Origin of the sequence: Chroococcidiopsis thermalis PCC 7203 (assembly GCF_000317125.1) — a bacterium.
GTDB lineage: Bacteria > Cyanobacteriota > Cyanobacteriia > Cyanobacteriales > Chroococcidiopsidaceae > Chroococcidiopsis > Chroococcidiopsis thermalis.
In genome coordinates, this window is the sequence record NC_019695.1 from 618,194 (window position 1) to 631,577 (window position 13,384).

General features: G+C 45.9%; 16 protein-coding genes. 11 read left to right on the plus strand and 5 right to left on the minus strand.

The features are described 5' to 3' along the window. Window positions 1-104: 104 nt before the first annotated feature. Window positions 105-269, plus strand: a complete 165-nt coding sequence (locus tag CHRO_RS31525; protein ID WP_015152648.1) for a hypothetical protein — start codon at window positions 105-107, stop codon at window positions 267-269. 262 nt (window positions 270-531) lie between these two features. Here CHRO_RS31525 and fabI read toward each other — a convergent pair whose 3' ends face one another. Further along, window positions 532-1,308: an enoyl-ACP reductase FabI gene (gene fabI / locus CHRO_RS02740; RefSeq protein WP_015152649.1), complete on the minus strand. Its 777-nt coding sequence runs from the start codon at window positions 1,306-1,308 to the stop codon at window positions 532-534. Window positions 1,309-1,769: 461 nt separating this feature from the next. Here fabI and ntcA point away from each other — a divergent pair, with 461 nt between their 5' ends. From ntcA to CHRO_RS02760, 4 genes are all read left to right on the plus strand, one after another. After that, the gene (gene ntcA, locus CHRO_RS02745; protein WP_015152650.1) at window positions 1,770-2,441 is read left to right on the plus strand and encodes a global nitrogen regulator NtcA; all 672 of its coding nucleotides are present in this window, start codon (window positions 1,770-1,772) and stop codon (window positions 2,439-2,441) included. Beyond that, window positions 2,441-2,650, plus strand: coding sequence for a hypothetical protein (locus tag CHRO_RS31530; RefSeq protein ID WP_219336064.1), 210 nt, complete (start codon window positions 2,441-2,443; stop codon window positions 2,648-2,650). The genes ntcA and CHRO_RS31530 overlap by 1 nt, the downstream gene beginning before the upstream one ends. Before the next feature lie 103 nt (window positions 2,651-2,753). Continuing rightward, window positions 2,754-4,292: a DUF3084 domain-containing protein gene (locus CHRO_RS02755; RefSeq protein WP_015152652.1), complete on the plus strand. Its 1,539-nt coding sequence runs from the start codon at window positions 2,754-2,756 to the stop codon at window positions 4,290-4,292. A gap of 2 nt (window positions 4,293-4,294) precedes the next feature. Next, complete coding sequence (locus tag CHRO_RS02760) at window positions 4,295-4,714, plus strand: pre-16S rRNA-processing nuclease YqgF (protein WP_015152653.1); 420 nt, start codon at window positions 4,295-4,297, stop codon at window positions 4,712-4,714. Between the two features lie 73 nt (window positions 4,715-4,787). Here the strand turns inward: CHRO_RS02760 and CHRO_RS02765 are convergent, their stop codons facing one another. Beyond that, window positions 4,788-5,051 carry a DUF3146 family protein gene (locus tag CHRO_RS02765; protein WP_015152654.1) on the minus strand — a complete coding sequence of 88 codons (264 nt, stop codon included), beginning with the start codon at window positions 5,049-5,051 and terminating at the stop codon, window positions 4,788-4,790. A gap of 212 nt (window positions 5,052-5,263) precedes the next feature. Between CHRO_RS02765 and CHRO_RS02770 the strand changes: the two genes are divergently transcribed. After that, window positions 5,264-6,700: a GTP-binding protein gene (locus CHRO_RS02770; protein ID WP_015152655.1), complete on the plus strand. Its 1,437-nt coding sequence runs from the start codon at window positions 5,264-5,266 to the stop codon at window positions 6,698-6,700. Between the two features lie 53 nt (window positions 6,701-6,753). Here CHRO_RS02770 and CHRO_RS02775 read toward each other — a convergent pair whose 3' ends face one another. Then, window positions 6,754-8,505 (minus strand): mechanosensitive ion channel, encoded by a 1,752-nt coding sequence (locus tag CHRO_RS02775; RefSeq protein ID WP_015152656.1) that lies wholly within the window; start codon window positions 8,503-8,505, stop codon window positions 6,754-6,756. A 286-nt stretch (window positions 8,506-8,791) separates the two neighbouring features. Between CHRO_RS02775 and CHRO_RS31535 the strand changes: the two genes are divergently transcribed. Then, the gene (locus tag CHRO_RS31535) at window positions 8,792-9,025 is read left to right on the plus strand and encodes a hypothetical protein (protein ID WP_146139801.1); all 234 of its coding nucleotides are present in this window, start codon (window positions 8,792-8,794) and stop codon (window positions 9,023-9,025) included. Window positions 9,026-9,029: 4 nt separating this feature from the next. Next, on the plus strand, window positions 9,030-9,470 hold the full coding sequence (locus CHRO_RS02780) for an SRPBCC family protein (RefSeq protein ID WP_015152657.1): 441 nt from the start codon (window positions 9,030-9,032) through the stop codon (window positions 9,468-9,470). Here the strand turns inward: CHRO_RS02780 and CHRO_RS31540 are convergent. Together CHRO_RS31540 and CHRO_RS02785 are read right to left on the minus strand one after the other, a co-directional pair. Next, the gene (locus CHRO_RS31540) at window positions 9,442-9,594 is read right to left on the minus strand and encodes a hypothetical protein (protein WP_181824261.1); all 153 of its coding nucleotides are present in this window, start codon (window positions 9,592-9,594) and stop codon (window positions 9,442-9,444) included. The two genes, CHRO_RS02780 and CHRO_RS31540, sit on opposite strands and share 29 nt — an antisense overlap. A 32-nt stretch (window positions 9,595-9,626) precedes the next feature. Next, complete coding sequence (locus CHRO_RS02785; protein WP_015152659.1) at window positions 9,627-10,445, minus strand: SirB1 family protein; 819 nt, start codon at window positions 10,443-10,445, stop codon at window positions 9,627-9,629. Window positions 10,446-10,643: 198 nt separating this feature from the next. On the opposite strand from CHRO_RS02785, the gene CHRO_RS02790 reads away from it, so the two are divergent. The 3 genes from CHRO_RS02790 to CHRO_RS02800 all read left to right on the plus strand — a co-directional run bounded on the left by CHRO_RS02790 (window position 10,644) and on the right by CHRO_RS02800 (window position 13,302). Then, window positions 10,644-12,101: a sensor histidine kinase gene (locus CHRO_RS02790; RefSeq protein WP_015152660.1), complete on the plus strand. Its 1,458-nt coding sequence runs from the start codon at window positions 10,644-10,646 to the stop codon at window positions 12,099-12,101. Beyond that, a complete protein-coding gene (locus CHRO_RS02795; protein ID WP_015152661.1) occupies window positions 12,094-12,768 on the plus strand; it encodes a response regulator transcription factor in 675 nt (224 codons plus the stop codon). The genes CHRO_RS02790 and CHRO_RS02795 overlap by 8 nt, the downstream gene beginning before the upstream one ends. A gap of 117 nt (window positions 12,769-12,885) precedes the next feature. Then, window positions 12,886-13,302, plus strand: a complete 417-nt coding sequence (locus CHRO_RS02800; RefSeq protein WP_015152662.1) for a hypothetical protein — start codon at window positions 12,886-12,888, stop codon at window positions 13,300-13,302. Window positions 13,303-13,384: the final 82 nt, after the last annotated feature.

Sequence of the window (13,384 nt, forward strand, 5' to 3'; positions counted from 1 at the left end):
CTTGCTAGTTTCTAAAGCTTTGATAATATCTACATAGTGGAGCGGGCTAAAATAGCCAAGACTGATTAAGCTGGAAAAAAGCTTAAATTTTCCACTTCAAATTTATGACAAACTTTCAGCCAGTACAATCTCTCTCACCTACTAAATCGAGCGATCGCGTTGTCGATTACTTCACCAAGCAAGCTTACGCGATCGGTTATATGGCTGGTTTTTTGGTTGCTTGTCTAGATGATTTTTGTAACTGGTTGGCGATGCTAATTGCAGAATAGTTACTGGCGATCGGTTACGGCTAATTTGGTTTTAGAGAAAGATTTTATATCTCTAATCTAAAGCAAATATATCAATGATAATAATATTGTTTTTAACATAAGTTATTACAAGACAATTGAGTATAGTAGAGCGCGGAAAGGTTAGGACAAATCAATTTCATCTGCTCCCTACTCTCTGCTCTCTGCTCCCTATACAAGACAACTCAATCCAAAAATAGTTTTGAACAGTTTCGCCTACCCAGGTATTGGGTAGGTTTCTTTTTTACATACCCATAATTTCGTAACCAGCATCGACATATATCACTTGACCCGTGATCCCGCTAGCTAAGTCGCTGCACAGGAAAGCTGCGGTGTTACCCACTTCAGTTTGCGTGACTGTGCGACGCAAGGGAGCAACTTGCTCGACATGATGAATCATATCTAAGATTCCACCTACTGCTGAAGAAGCTAGGGTACGAATTGGACCGGCGGAAATAGCATTCACCCTGATGTTTTGCGGTCCCATTTCAGATGCAAGATACCGCACGCTCATTTCTAAAGCTGCTTTAGCAATTCCCATCACGTTGTAGTTAGGAATTACTCGCACGCCGCCTAAATATGTAAGAGTGACAATACTACCCCCTGCTGTCATCAGGGGTTTAGCAGCTCCGCTCAATTGCAGTAAAGAGTAAGCACTAATATCTAGAGCTTTAGCGTAACCCGATCGCGAAGTACCGCTGATATCTCCGCTCAAGTCATCCTTGTTAGCAAAGGCAAGGCAATGGATTAGAATATCTAATTTCTCCCATTTTTCTGCGATCGCCTGAAAGGTAGATTGAATCTGCGCTTCATTCTGCACGTCACAGGGCAAAAACAGGCTGGGGTTCAGGGGAGCTACTAGATCGGCAACTTTTGTTTCCATCCTGCCGCGTTCGTCTGGTAAATAGGTGATCCCCAGGTTTGCACCAGCTTTGTGTAACTGTTGGGCGATCCCCCAAGCAATGGAGCGGTTATTGGCTATGCCAGTTACAAGGGCATTTTTTCCAGTTAAATCTAGCATACAAACTGTGTCAGGCTACGTCAGGAAACACATTAGCAGCATACACCTATATCAGTGACTAGTGACTGGTGACTAGTCACTAGAAAAGAGTCTAGTTCCATCAGTGACTACTTCCACTAGCCACTAGCCACTAGCCACTAGCCACTTAGTCACTCACTACTCACAACTTTTTCAAATCAATTAGCTAGAATTTAAGTAAAATGCCTTATTCTCACTTAAGATATATTGGCAAGTAGTTTTCATGCTAAGTAATTGAGATTAGAGGATACAATACTTTGCCATTTTTGCTTTGGAATCGAGTTATTTGCGGTCTATTCAAGCTTTTGTAGCTTTGAATACAAAAAAACTGGAAGATTCTGATTTAGATGCATAAAGAGCAGATCTTCTGGATTTTGACTCGATCTGTTTAATGATGATGTTATCTGGTGTAGTCTTTACGGACATCTGGTTGGGCAAGGAATATGGTCGTGACGCAAGATAGACCGCTAGCACAGGTATTTCGGCAGGTAGGAGCAGGTTCGTTTCCACCAGTCGTAGAAGTATTTGAACGGGGCAAAACAATATTTTTTCCTGGCGATCCGGCAGAACGGGTCTATTTCTTACTCAAAGGCGCGGTGAAGTTGTCTAGAGTATATGAAGCAGGAGAAGAGATCACCGTTGCACTATTGCGAGAAAATAGCGTATTCGGCGTGCTGTCGCTGCTGACAGGCAATCGTAGCGATCGCTTTTATCATGCAGTAGCTTTTACACCAGTGGAGTTACTCTCAGCACCAATCGAGCAAGTCGAGCAAGCGCTGAAAGAAAATCCCGATCTGTCAATGTTAATGCTGCGGGGCTTATCTTCGCGGATCTTGCAGACAGAAATGATGATTGAAACCCTGGCTCACCGCGATATGGGTTCGCGCTTGGTCAGTTTCTTATTAATTCTGTGCCGCGATTTCGGTCTTCCCAGTCCAGATGGGATCACGGTCGATCTCAAGCTTTCCCATCAGGCGATCGCAGAAGCTATTGGTTCTACCCGCGTTACCGTCACCCGCTTGCTAGGAGACTTGCGCGATAAAAACATGATCTCCATCCACAAAAAGAAAATCACCGTTCACAACCCCGTCATATTGAGTCAGCAGTTTACTTAGTGGTTAGTGGCTGGTGGCTGGTGGCTAGAGAGACAAGGGAGACAAGGGGGACAAGGGGGACAAGGGGGACAAGGGAGACAAGGGAGACAAGGGGGACAAGGGGGACAAGGGGGACAAGGGGGACAAGGGGGACAAGGGAGACAAGGGGGACAAGGGGGACAAGGGAGACAAGGAAGCAGGTGTGCAGGTGGGCAGAGGAGATAAAATAACTAACTGGTCACTGGTCACTGGTCACTGGTCACTGATAACTGACTCCCTACTCCTTCATTATTAGGATAGGCTGTATCTGGATGACGTAAATCGCAACAAGAAATGTCCACCGGATTCATCTGGATTGCAGCAATTATTATTTTGGGGGGTGTAATCGCGACGGTGGGCGATCGCATCGGCACGAAAGTAGGCAAAGCGCGGCTGAGTTTGTTTAAACTGCGCCCCCGCAACACAGCTACTTTGATTACCATCTTGACTGGGATGGTGATTTCTTTTTCCACTTTGGGGGTTTTGCTAGCTTTTGACAAGAGGTTGCGAGATGGGATCTTTGAGATTGGTAGGGTACAACGATTGCTGGAATTAAGGCGACAAGATTTAACCGAAACTCGCCAGCAATTAGAAACAACTACCAAAGCCAAAACTCAAGTCGAGCAAGAACTGACTCAAGCCAGGGAAGAACAGAAAGCTCAGCAGATAGAAGCTCAAAGACAGCAAGCACTAGCCCAAAAGCGGTTGAAAGAAATTAATCAGTCTTTACGGGCAGCGTTAACTAAACAAGTACAAACCCAAGCTCAACTCAACCGGACTCGCAGTCAACTTAAGCAAATCTCCTCGCAATATCAGCAAGCTCAAGCGCAACTGAATACGGTGACTGGGCAAGCACGCAAGCTGCGTCAAGAAATTCAACAGAACCAGAAAGAACTGCAAGCATTAGTTGCCCAACGAAACCAACTCAAAACAAGAATTAACCAGCAAGACCGAGAAATTGCCAAATTAGACGCAGAAATTCAGCGGCGAGACCTAAGTATTGCCCAAAGAGAAGCTTTGCTGAAAGATTTGGAAAAAGAAGCAATTGCTTTAGCAAGGAACTTACAACTGCTGCGCCAAGGGAATCTGGCATTAGTCAGGGGTCAAGTACTAGCGGCGCGGGTAGTGCGCATCGTTCGTCCTTCAGCCGCTCGTCAAGCTATCGAAGAAATTCTGCGCGAAGCTAACCGTAATGCGATGAATCAAACTCAACCTGGAGTAGAAAAAATTTCCCAAAGGGTTGTCAAAATTTCGGAAAAACAAGTCGAACAGCTCATCAAGCAAATTGACGATGGGCAAGATTATCTTGTCCGCATTCTTGCTGCAAATAATTATGTAGTAGGGGAAAGTTCCGTGCAAGTTTTTGCTGATGTGGCACTGAATCAACAAGTCTTTAAACCTGGAGAAGTCTTATCTAGGATCGAAGCGAACCCAGCAGTAATGACAACTAGAGAAGTGAGACAGCGGATAGATTTGTTGTTAGAAGCTGCTAAATTTAGCGCTCAACGTGCCGGAGTGTTAGATGAGAATCTCCTGATTGCCGACAATCGTATCCAAACCCTAATTCGCTTTTTCGAGCAACTCCAGAGCTACGATCGCCCGCTAGAATTGAAAGCGATCGCCGCTCAGAATATTTACACTGCTGGACCTATAGCTGTGGAGCTACTGGCAACCCAAAACGGACAGGTGATATTTAGTACTCAACAAAGTTTACCGCAGCCGACTGAGCAGGGAGCAGGGAGCGGGGAGCAGGGAGCAGGGAGCAGAGGAGCAGAGGAGCAGGGAGCAGGGAGCAGAGGAGCAGAGAACCAGGAAGCAGAGAGTGGGGAGTAGGTATGGGGATGGACTCAACTGTGATATTAGGCTTCGATCCTGGTCGAGATAAATGCGGTGTGGCAGTGATGGGGCTGGATGGTAATTTGTCCTACCATCAAGTTGTACCAGCTACAGAAGCGATCGCCACTATTCAAGCGTTACGCCAACAATATCCCATCTCCCTATTGGTTATGGGCGATCGAACCACATCCAAACAGTGGCAGCAAAAAATTAGTCAAGCACAACTAGAACCGCTAACAATAGTCATGGTAGACGAACGTAACACGACTTTAGAAGCACGCGATCGCTACTGGCAGATGTATCCTCCAACTGGTCTTTCTCGCCTCATCCCGCAGGGAATGCGTCAACCCCCACGGGCGATCGACGATATCGTAGCAATATTGCTCATTGAAAGATATTTAGATGCTGGTAATGGGTAATGGGAGCTTCAGGAACAGCAACTAAAAACTACTAACCAACAACTACCAACTACCAACTACCAATTACCAATCGTTAAATTTCTGCCCGAATTTTAAATGCGTAATCTCCGCCTGGTTCTAGCTGATAATCCCGTTGCTCTAAAAAGCGACCAAGAGGTTCTTGGATCAATGCCCGTCCTTGCGAAGGTTTAACAGATAACTCGCCTCGGTGAAATCGCCACTGGAATTGCCACTCAAAATTACCAGCGCACACTTCTCCCTCTAGCAAACCGTGCTGCCAAGATTGTCGTGTAATCCGAACGTGGGCAACAGTTTCTGGTAATCGTTTACGACTCACAATGATACTACCGTTATGAAATGCTTTCCGAATGACTTACTTCCCACAATACCAAAACCAACTTATAGGATCGAAGAGGCGAAAGCGATCTTTCTAACGAAAGAAAGTGAGTCTTGAGTGGTTAGTGGCTGGTGGCTGGCGGCTAGATTCCTAGTTTTCGTCTTCACTAGTCACTAGTCACTAGTCACTGAAAACTGAGATTATTTCCATCTATGCACGAGCCTTTAGAAGAGACGGAATTAGCCGATGAATTAGATAAGGCAATTTGGGGCTTTGATGATATTCAGGCAGAAATTAACTACAAACAGGCAAAAGATACTCTTCATAACTTAGTCACTCGTCTCGACCTCAAACCACAAGAACGAGAGGGATTAGAAACGGAGATCGCCCAGTTAGAGACGATGCTGGAAAATCTAGAGCAGAGGGTGGTGCAAATTGCTGTCTTCGGTATGGTAGGTAGGGGAAAATCATCTCTACTTAATGCTTTGTTAGGGCAGCAAGTCTTTGAAACGGGTCCACTGCATGGCGTGACTCGCAGCACTCAAAAAGCACAGTGGGAAGTTACAGAAGAAACTATTGGTGCGGGCGATCGCTACGTTAAATTTACCTTGCCTAGTAGCGGCGATTCTCAAGTAGAATTGATTGACACCCCCGGCTTAGATGAGGTTGATGGAGAAACTCGCGCTGCTCTCGCCGCGCAAATTGCCAATCGTGCCGATCTGATTTTATTTGCGATCGCCGGAGATATGACGCAAGTAGAACACAAGGCTCTTTCCCAACTGCGAGACGTTGGCAAGCCGATCCTGTTGGTATTTAATAAAATCGACCAATATCCCCAAGCCGACCGGATAGCGATCTATCAAAAAATTCGCGACGAACGAGTCAAAGAATTACTCTCTCCCGATGAAATTGTCATGGCGGCGGCTTCTCCTTTGACCAAAAAAGCGATCGTGCGTCCTGATGGAACCAGAAGCGTGCAACTCAGCCAGGGACAGCCGCAAGTTGAGGAATTAAAGTTAAAAATTCTCGAAATTTTACATCGGGAAGGCAAAGCTTTAGTTGCCCTCAATACAATGCTTTATGCCGACAACGTGAACGAGCAAATTGTCAAGCGTAAACTCGAAATTCGTGCCAGCAGTGCCGATCGCCTAATTTGGCGGGCAACCATGACCAAAGCCGTAGCGATCGCCCTCAACCCAATAATGATGGTCGATCTGCTCAGTGGAGCTGCGATCGATGCGATCCTCATCCTGTCTTTAGCTAAGTTATATGACATCCCGATGTCACAGACGGGAGCCTTGCAATTGCTACAAAAAATCGCCCTGAGTTTGGGCGGAATTAGTGCCAGCCAATTGCTAGCCAATTTGGGTTTGAGTTCCCTGAAAAGCCTACTTGGTATAGCTACCCCCGCTACCGGGGGCATTACTCTGGCTCCCTACCTTTCTGTTGCTATTACCCAAGCAGGTGTGGCGGGTGTTTCTGCTTACAGCATCGGACAAGTGACAAAAGCATATCTTGCTAACGGCGCAACTTGGGGACCAGAAGGACCAAAAGCGGTCATTACTCGCATTTTGTCCTCCCTCGACCAAACTTCGATTCTGAATCGGATTAAAGATGAGTTGGTAGCGAAACTAGGGGCGAGGGGTTAGTGGCTAGTAGTTAGTGGCTAGCGGCTAGTATTCTCTAGCCACCAGCAACTATCTCACGTCCGTGGAGGTAAATTCCGCTGCTGCTTGAAGGATTCGAGAATTTCCCGTACTTGTTGTCCGGCTATTTCCCGACCACCCAAACCGAAGGCGATCGCAGAAGCAACAGCGATCGCGCCAAATAGCAATCCGAATGCTAAATTTACGATATCTTGGGCAATCCCAATCTGTTGCAGCGCCATTGCTGAGACGAGGGCAATAATTGCTATGCGGGCTATCTGTCCTAAAATCTGGGCTTGGCGATCGCCCGAACTGGTGATGATGTTGTAAGCCAAGTTTGCCAGAAATAAGCCAATGGCGAATACTACCAATCCAGCTAAAATTCGTCCAAAAATGACGATAATACCGCTTACAAGGGTAGTTAATGCGGGAATACCCAAAATATTAACTGCCGTCACCGTAGCGAACAGCATAATTCCCACAAATACAATAATGCCAACAATTTCAGCTGGTGTACGAGCGGAGATTGTAGGTGTTGGTTCCCTTTGAATGACTGTTGGCTGCCCCGTCGATGGTGGTGGCGGAATTGCTCCTGGTTCCTCATAGGTGGGGCTTGGCGCGGCGCTTCTGCGTCTGAGAGTAGGTAGTCCCAATACGGAGAAGATATTGTTGAAGCCAATACTTGTGAGAATATTCGTCACCAGATCTCCGACGAATCGTCCCAGGAAGTAAGCCAGGATGAGAATTAATGCTGCTGTAAAAATTAGTGGTAAAGCATTGAGGATCTGTTGCAACATGGCGATCGCTGGAGTCGAGATCGCATCAATGCGCAGTTGTTGTAGTGCCGCGATCGCTACTGGAATCAAAATGAGGACGTAGACAATCGTGCCAATAATGCCCGATAAAGATTGCCCTCCTGCCGTGGTTCGCAGTCCAAAGCGCGATCCTGCTTGGTCAATTCCAGTTGAGATCAGCAAATTAGTGACGATCCGACGCACTACAGTCGCCAACAACCAACCAGCAGCAGCAATAATGACTGCTACCAAAATATTTGGCAACGCTGAGAGAATCTCGCTCACCAAACCCTCTATTGGTTGTAATGCTTGCTGCAAACCAAGAGTATCGAGGATAGGAATTAAAAACAGCAAAAATATAAACCAGTACAAGGCATTACCAATCGTATCGCTCAGCGATACTTGGTTTGGTGGTCGGGTTACTCCTTGCGGTCGCTGGTCTAAACGCTCGTCCAGCCTAGCAGCGCGTAGTCCTCGGACTGTAATCAACTTCACGATCGTCGCAATCGCCCAAGCTACACCCAGAAAGATCAGCGCTCCTAGTATTCGAGGAATGAAGCTCAGTACAGTATTGAGAAAGCCACCCAAAGGACGAGATACGACCTCTAGTTGGAGTGCGTTTAGCACCGCTACTACGGTGAAGAGAATCACAATCCAATAGACTAGGTTGGCAATCAGTTCTTCGACTCTGGGTAAGTCGCGGCTATCCGAACGACCAGTAATACTTGCTGCAATGCGATTGTCAATATCCGTGCGATTGAGGATGCCTTTGACTATAGCTTTAGCGATCGCAGCCACGATCAAACCAAGCGCCAGAATCAAGACTGCTCCCAGCAAGTTAGGAATAAACGCTAACAAGCTACCCCAAATATTTTGTACGTAATCCACACTTCGCTCAACAGCCTGTTGTCCCTGCTGTACTGGTGGTGCTGCTTGCGCCAAATGTTGCCAAGACGCTTGCAGGGGTCTATCCCAGTTAGTCGAGTGGGTTATCCCGTGCCAAATTGCATTCATAATTTTCCGAGTTAACTGTAAATTTCATGAGGAGAGAATACCAGTCATCGCTCTTTTTGGTAGCAGAACTGGGAATTCTGCTACAACTCCCTTGTATTTTTGTACTTTGTCAGCAAATTAGCTAGTGAGGAGAAATATAGAGTTCTTATACAGAGTGATTCCTCAGTTTCTCATTCCACATCTACCTTAGTGAGTAGTTATGCCAGAAGAATCCCCGGATTAGTGAGTTTTCAGATTTTCATCATTGTGATAGATGCGAAATCAAATCAGTTTGCTCGTAAAGATTATGATTAAATTTTCTGATAAATGGGAGATAAGGGAGCAGAGAGTAATTCACAAGTCGCTCTTTCGCAAGTCGCTCTTTCGCAGTCGCAAGCCAAGCCTGAGCGCACCACGCACCACTCACTACACCCCACACCCTAGTTCTGAACGCACCACTCACCACCCAATTACCAACTACCAACTACCAACTACCAACTACCCATTACCCATTACCCATACCCTGACAACTGATAACTGAACAAATGACACAAATATTTGAACAATCAATTGAGATTGCTGCTAGTGCAACGGCTGTCGAGCGTTGCATTACCGACTTGCATCTAATGCATCGGTGGTTGAACCCAGCCCTGCGTTGCGAACCTGTAGGCGAGTGGAGTACGGAAATAGGTAGCCGCAGCCGTTTTCTTATTCAAGTTCCCTTAGTCAAACCAACTTTAGAATGCGTCACGCTCGATCGCGCTCCCGGGTTAATTGTCTGGGGGTTTGAGGGTTTTTTTCGGGGTAGCGATCGCTGGGAGTGTCAGCCTTTACCCCAAGGAACGCGCCTGCTTAACCGCTTTGAATTTGAGATTCCCAATCCCATCGTTAGCTGGGGTTTCCACACCTTCGCCGCCCCCTGGACGCAAGCAGACATGAAAACTCAACTCCAGCGCCTCAAGCAGGTTGCAGAGGAAGTGAAATGAGTGGTGAAGAGGGTGTAGGGTATGGAGACAAGGGAGACAAGGAAGACAAGGGAGACAAGGGAGACAAGGGAGACAAGGGAGCAAGACAATTCAAAATTCCCCACACCCTTTGTTCACTGGTCACTGGTCACTGGTCACTGGTCACTGATAACTGTCCTATCCTCTTCCCAGTTGACTCAACAACTTGCGAATTACTGGAGCATCTTCTGCATGGGGGGCTTGGGCAAGATAGGATTCAAAGTCGGAAATGGCTGAAAACCAATGTCCCAACTGGTAGTTGATTAAACCGCGATCGCGTGTTTCACCTGGGATATCTGGAAACAATAGCAAAATCTTTTCTACTGTTCCCAGTGCTTTTTCTAAATCCTGCTGTTGTAAATAAATATACTTCAAATTTGTCAGCATCCGTGCTAAGAATTGCCGATGAGTCACCGATCGCAAAAATTCCGCTCGTAATGCTACAGGCTGTCCGTAAATTTGGCTCAATTTTGCTTGACAGTCCTGGGGAAACAGTACTTCACCGCGATTGAAGGCATCGACAAAAATTTCCATTTCCGGTATGTCAGGACGAATCAGGAAATGCCCTGGCATTCCCACTCCAACCATCGGAAAGTCAATTCGCTTAGCTAACTCTAGGTAGATTAGCGATAGTGTAATCGGGATTCCCGTCCGTCGCTCGATCGCATCGTTTAAGAAGCTATTACGCGGATCGTGATATTCATTAACATTTCCTTTAAATCCTAAGTCTTCATATAAGTATTGATTAATAGTGTGAATGACACGTAAGGGATACCTCTGAATAGGTAGCCGCTCTAGTAATTCTTCTGCCATCGTATCTAGAGCGTTGAGATATTCTGCTGGATCGAGGTCTTGATATTCCTCCTGAGCAATGTACAGAGCTGCTTTGGCTAGATCGATCTGCTCATCAGAGCGATCGATCTCTTGAGAGAAAAATTGCCTTGCTACCGGAACCATCACTAATTGCAAAGAATAATAAGGATCGTTTTACACTCTTTACATAAATTAAAACAGACAACACAGTATAAATGGTGCATCCTTAAGGTCAGTCTTATGGAACTCAACCAGAGATAGTTGCATCAAAAACAACAAACGTGGGAAGTCAGCGATCGAGGTCAAAAATTCTGCAATCGATTTGAGCCATCAAAAACAGAAGTGTCACCACCAAATCGTTTCGATAAAACTCAACAATGGCGGCGGATCTTTTATAGCTTGCGTACCAGCATTTTAATTTGGTATGTCTTGCTATTAACTTGTAGTGCGTTTCTTTCCACCTTGGTCATCCGGCAAGTCTTACTGGCGCGCCTAGAGGCAAGACATGCAACCTCTTTGCTACAGGAAGTCAAGGAGTTTCGAGTTTTAGCTAATGGCAAAGACCCCAACACGGGAAAACCTTTTCAACATAACCTTAAAGCTTTATTTAAAGTTTTTCTCAACCGCAACATTCCTGATGACGATGAGTTTTTGATTGCCATCATCGAGGGTGAAATCGATCGCTCCAGCCCTAGAGCGCTACCCGAGCCACTAAAACAGAATTCAGAGCTAATTCAATATTTTGGTAAATTGACTCAGCCCGAACAGGGAGCCAGAGAGACTGCTGTAGGCACGATTCTCTATCGCGCTGCCCCTATTATCAGAGATGAAACTCACGGAGTCTTTGTGGTCGCTCAACTGACAGCAGGGGAACGCCAAGAAGTGAATGAAGCAATGGCAGTGATTATTCAAGTCAAAATTTTTGTCATCATTGGGGCAGCTATCCTTGCTTGGTTAGTGGCAGGTAGAACGCTGACTCCTCTACATTTACTCACGGAAACTGCACGCTCGATTCGCGAATCTGACCTCACTCGCCGCATTCCTGTCAAAGGGTCGGATGAAGTTGCCGAACTCGCAACGACATTTAATGAAATGCTCGATCGCCTCCAAGCTGCTTTCAGCAGCCAACGCAACTTCATTAACGATGCCAGTCACGAACTGCGAACGCCAATTACTATCATCCGCGGTCACTTAGAACTCATGGGCGACGATCCCCAAGAACGAGAGGAAACTGTAGCCTTGGTGACAGACGAATTAGATCGCATGAGTCGTTTTGTTGACGATCTGTTACTCCTCGCTAAGGCGGAGCAACCAAACTTTTTAAAGCTGGAAAGATTAGATCTGACTACCTTGGTAGCAGAAATTTACTCTAAAGCGATCGCCCTATCAACGGATCGCCACTGGCAGATCGATCGCCATAGCCCAGGGACAATTATTGCCGACCGTCAGCGCCTCACTCAAGCAATGATAAACTTGGCTCAGAATGCCACCCAACACACGACAACGGGAGATACGATTGCTTTAGGCTGTATGCAGAGACACAATTGGGTACGGTTATGGGTGCGCGATACGGGCGAAGGTATTTCTCTGGCAGACCAACAAAGAATTTTTGAACGCTTTGCTCGCACTACCAAAAGTCAAAGACGTTCTGAAGGTGCTGGCTTAGGCTTGGCAATCGTGCGGGCGATCGCTCAAGCTCACGGTGGCAAAATTGAACTAAGTAGTCGTCCTCATCACGGCTCTACTTTTACCATCGTACTTCCTATCGAACCCACATCAGAGATAATATCTCATGAGTAGAATTTTAATCGTCGAAGATGAACCCCGGATTAGTGCTTTTATTGAAAAAGGACTAAAAGCCAATGGCTACACAGTCTCAGTAGTTCGGGATGGCGATGAAGCTTTACTTGTAGCCAATAGCAAAGATTTTGACCTCATGATTCTCGATATAGGGCTACCGCGACAAGACGGTTGGACGATATTATCAACATTGCGCGGTCAAGGAGAATATTTACCGATCGTCATTCTCACTGCTCGCGACGATGTGAATGATAAAGTAGCGGGACTAGAGGGAGGCGCTGATGACTATATGACAAAGCCATTTCGGTTTGAAGAATTGCTGGCGCGGGTGCGTTTGCGGTTACGCGACAAAACTCAGAGCGTTACGAAGGAGATTGCGGAACTCAAAGCAGGTAATCTTGTCCTAGATTTGCGGCTGCGACAAGTTAGAATTGGCGATCGCTCGATTGAACTTTCTGCAAAAGAATTTACGTTGATCGAAACATTTCTGCGGCATCCCAATCAAGTCCTCAGCCGCGAGCAACTCCTCAGTGCTGTTTGGGGTTATGACTACGATCCTGGTTCTAATATTGTTGATGTTTATGTTGGCTATTTACGCAAAAAAATCAGTTCTCACCTGATTGAAACCGTCCGAGGTATGGGATACCGTTTCGTTAGTCAGCAGTGAACAGTTGTCAGTTATCAGTGTAGAGACGTTACATGTAACGTCTGTACATAGTTATCAGTTATCAGTCAATTCCGACCTACGACTTACCTGTTACTCTCATAAACTGTAAATTTAATTATGCGTTTAATTCTTAGCTCGATCGCCGCGATCGCTTTTCTGGCATTGCCTACAATTGTGGCAGCGCAATCTACCTCTCCTAACTCAGACAACAATCCTTCTTTTGAACTTCCACAACGCACTCCTAGAAATCCTAGCAGACCTGCCGAACCACCAGAACCACCAGAAGAATACAAAAAGAAAATCGAAGGCATTCAAGATTTAGTCAACAGTAATAAGCAGGTAAAAATAATTTGTGCCAACTATATGAACGATATAAAGTATCAGTTTCTCAGCAATAAGTTGCAGATTGATACTGGTAATAATAGTTGTGCTTTTACCATTATTAAAGAAGTTATTCAACCGCAACTGGCTGAAGGTAAACTTAGAACCTACGAATATACAGGCGATCGCGAAGGGGTAATTGTTACGTTTTAATTTAATATTTTAAGAAAGTGACTAGTGTTTAGTGGAATCGTTGACCAGAAAAAAATCTAGCCACTAGCCACTGGTTCCACCA

Coding starts and splice junctions, on each gene's coding strand:
- CHRO_RS31525 (WP_015152648.1), top strand. CDS start 105: ATGACAAACTTTCAGCCAGTACAATCTCTCTCACCTACTAAATCGAGC.
- fabI (WP_015152649.1), bottom strand. CDS start 1,308: ATGCTAGATTTAACTGGAAAAAATGCCCTTGTAACTGGCATAGCCAAT.
- ntcA (WP_015152650.1), top strand. CDS start 1,770: ATGGTCGTGACGCAAGATAGACCGCTAGCACAGGTATTTCGGCAGGTA.
- CHRO_RS02755 (WP_015152652.1), top strand. CDS start 2,754: ATGTCCACCGGATTCATCTGGATTGCAGCAATTATTATTTTGGGGGGT.
- CHRO_RS02760 (WP_015152653.1), top strand. CDS start 4,295: ATGGGGATGGACTCAACTGTGATATTAGGCTTCGATCCTGGTCGAGAT.
- CHRO_RS02770 (WP_015152655.1), top strand. CDS start 5,264: ATGCACGAGCCTTTAGAAGAGACGGAATTAGCCGATGAATTAGATAAG.
- CHRO_RS02775 (WP_015152656.1), bottom strand. CDS start 8,505: ATGAATGCAATTTGGCACGGGATAACCCACTCGACTAACTGGGATAGA.
- CHRO_RS31535 (WP_146139801.1), top strand. CDS start 8,792: ATGATTAAATTTTCTGATAAATGGGAGATAAGGGAGCAGAGAGTAATT.
- CHRO_RS02780 (WP_015152657.1), top strand. CDS start 9,030: ATGACACAAATATTTGAACAATCAATTGAGATTGCTGCTAGTGCAACG.
- CHRO_RS02785 (WP_015152659.1), bottom strand. CDS start 10,445: ATGGTTCCGGTAGCAAGGCAATTTTTCTCTCAAGAGATCGATCGCTCT.
- CHRO_RS02795 (WP_015152661.1), top strand. CDS start 12,094: ATGAGTAGAATTTTAATCGTCGAAGATGAACCCCGGATTAGTGCTTTT.
- CHRO_RS02800 (WP_015152662.1), top strand. CDS start 12,886: ATGCGTTTAATTCTTAGCTCGATCGCCGCGATCGCTTTTCTGGCATTG.